This is a genomic window from Streptomyces sp. AcH 505 (assembly GCF_000818175.1).
Taxonomy (GTDB): Bacteria; Actinomycetota; Actinomycetes; order Streptomycetales; family Streptomycetaceae; genus Streptomyces.
On the sequence record NZ_JTIY01000001.1, the window covers coordinates 4,223,206 to 4,225,257 of the forward strand.

Below are 2,052 nucleotides of genomic sequence, written 5' to 3' on the forward strand. Positions count from 1 at the left end.
CTGCCAGAGCCGCTGCCGCCTGGACGAGGGGCAGGGCCAGCAGCGCGCCCGTGCCGCCGCCCGCTTTCACGCCGTGGTCGAGTACCGGTGTCATCGCCATCCGGTCCAGCGCCTTCGCCTGCGCCGGCTCTCCGCTCACCTGGCCCGCCAGCCACCAGTCCGGCGCGCGGAACGCCGCTCGCTGGGCGACCAGGGCGCAGGCGGCCGAGACCACGCCGTCCAGGATCACCGGCATCCGGCGTACCGCGCTCTGCAGCAGGAAGCCGGTGGTCGCGGCGAGGTCGGCGCCGCCGACAGCGGCCAGCAGTTCCAGCTGGTCGCCGAGGACCGGGCGGGCCCTGCGCAGTGCGTCCCGTACCGTAGCGCACTTGCGCATCCACGCCAGGTCGTCGATACCGGCGCCGCCGCGTCCCGTGACCACGCTGGCGTCCGTGCCGCACAGTGCGGCGATCAGGGTGGCCGCGGGGGTGGTGCCGCCGACGCTCAGGTCGCCCAGCACGATCAGGTCGGTGCCGGAGTCCGCCTCCTCGTCGGCGATCGCCATGCCGAGCCGTACGGCCTGCTCGGCCTCCTCGGCCGTCAGGGCGTCCTCGACGTCGATCCGCCCGCTGCCGCGCCGCACCCGGTGGCGTACGACCTCGTCGGGCAGCAGCCCGGGGTCGCAGTCGAGCCCCGCGTCCACGATCCGTACCGGCACCTCGGCGCGGCGCGCGAGCACGGCCGCCGGGCTCGCGCCCTCCAGGGCGTCCCGCACCAGCACATGCGCGCTGCCCGCGGGGCGTCCCGACACGTCGAGCGCCGCCACTCCGTGGTCGCCCGCGAAGATCACCACCCGGGGCCGGGTGACGGCCTTCACGGGGACGGAATGCTGCGCGGCCGACAGCCACTCGCCCAGTTCGTCCAGGCGCCCGAGCGCGCCGGGCGGAACGGTAAGCCGCTCCCGCCGTTCCTCGGCCTCGCGCCGCATGTTGCCGTCGGGGCGCTCGATCAGATCGGAGAAGTCATCGAGATTCAGCGAGCTCATTCGCCGAACAGTACCGGCAGGCCGCCGCGCGGTTCCGCGCAGTCCGGTCCTGCTCGCGGCCAGGGCAGGGCCTAACCGCGCAGCGGCAGGGCCTGGCCCGCCACCACCAGCAGTACGTGTTCGCACTCCGCCGCGAACGCCGCGTTCAGCCTGCCCAGTTCGTCGCGGAAGCGGCGCACCGACGCCGTCGCGGGCACCACGCCCGAGCCGGCCTCGTTCGTCACCGCCACCACCGTGCGCCTCGTCTCCCGTACGGCGTCGGTCAGTTCGGCCGTGCGCGCGCGCAGCGCCTTCTCGCCGTCCGCCGCCCACGCCGCGTCGTCCCAGGCGTTCACCCGGTCCATGGCGTCCGTCAGCCACAGCGACAGACAGTCGATCAGCAGCGGCGGGCCGTCGTCGGCGAGCAGCGGTACGAGGTCGCAGGTCTCGGTGGTCCGCCAGGACGCGGGGCGGCGCTCGCGGTGGGTTCTGACCCGTTCGGCCCACTCCGCGTCCCCCGCGCGCGTACCGCCCGTCGCGACGTACAGCACGCCGGGGAACGTGGCCAGCCGCCGCTCGGCCTCCCAGGACTTGCCGGACCGCGCCCCGCCCGTGACGAGCGTGCGGCGCGGCACGTCAGGGACGGCCTGGTAGGCGCCGACGGTCAGCGTCGTACCGTCCGGCACGGCGCGCGCCCCCGCCGCCGCGAGCCGCCGCGCCAGTTCGGCGCCGGGCGGTACGTCGTGGTCGAGGTGGACGGCCAGCACATCGGTGGACCGGCCGACCGCCCCGGACTCGCGCAGCCGCGCGACCGCCTCGGGCCGCCCCACGACATCGGCGGCCACCAGGTCGTACGTGACGTTCCTGTCCTGCCCGGCCAGCAGCCCGGCGGGCGCACCGCCCGGCGGCAGGTAGAGCAGCTGCTCGCCGCCGGGCGCCGTCACCTCGTACCCGGTGCCCGGCGCGTCCATCGCCACCGCCCGCACCCGGTGCCCGCTGAGCAGCGTCAGCACCCGGCCGTCCGCCACCCGTCCGGCGGGCGGCAGCCC

The 2,052-nt window shown here is 76.1% G+C and carries 2 protein-coding genes; both read right to left on the bottom strand.

The features are described 5' to 3' along the window. Positions 1 to 1,024 (bottom strand): nicotinate-nucleotide--dimethylbenzimidazole phosphoribosyltransferase (gene cobT, locus HY68_RS19330; RefSeq protein ID WP_041990547.1); only part of this gene is annotated, 1,024 nt, incomplete at its 3' end. Positions 1,025 to 1,095: 71 nt separating this feature from the next. Next, positions 1,096 to 2,052: bifunctional adenosylcobinamide kinase/adenosylcobinamide-phosphate guanylyltransferase (locus HY68_RS19335; RefSeq protein WP_041990549.1), on the bottom strand; the 957-nt coding region annotated here is incomplete at its 5' end.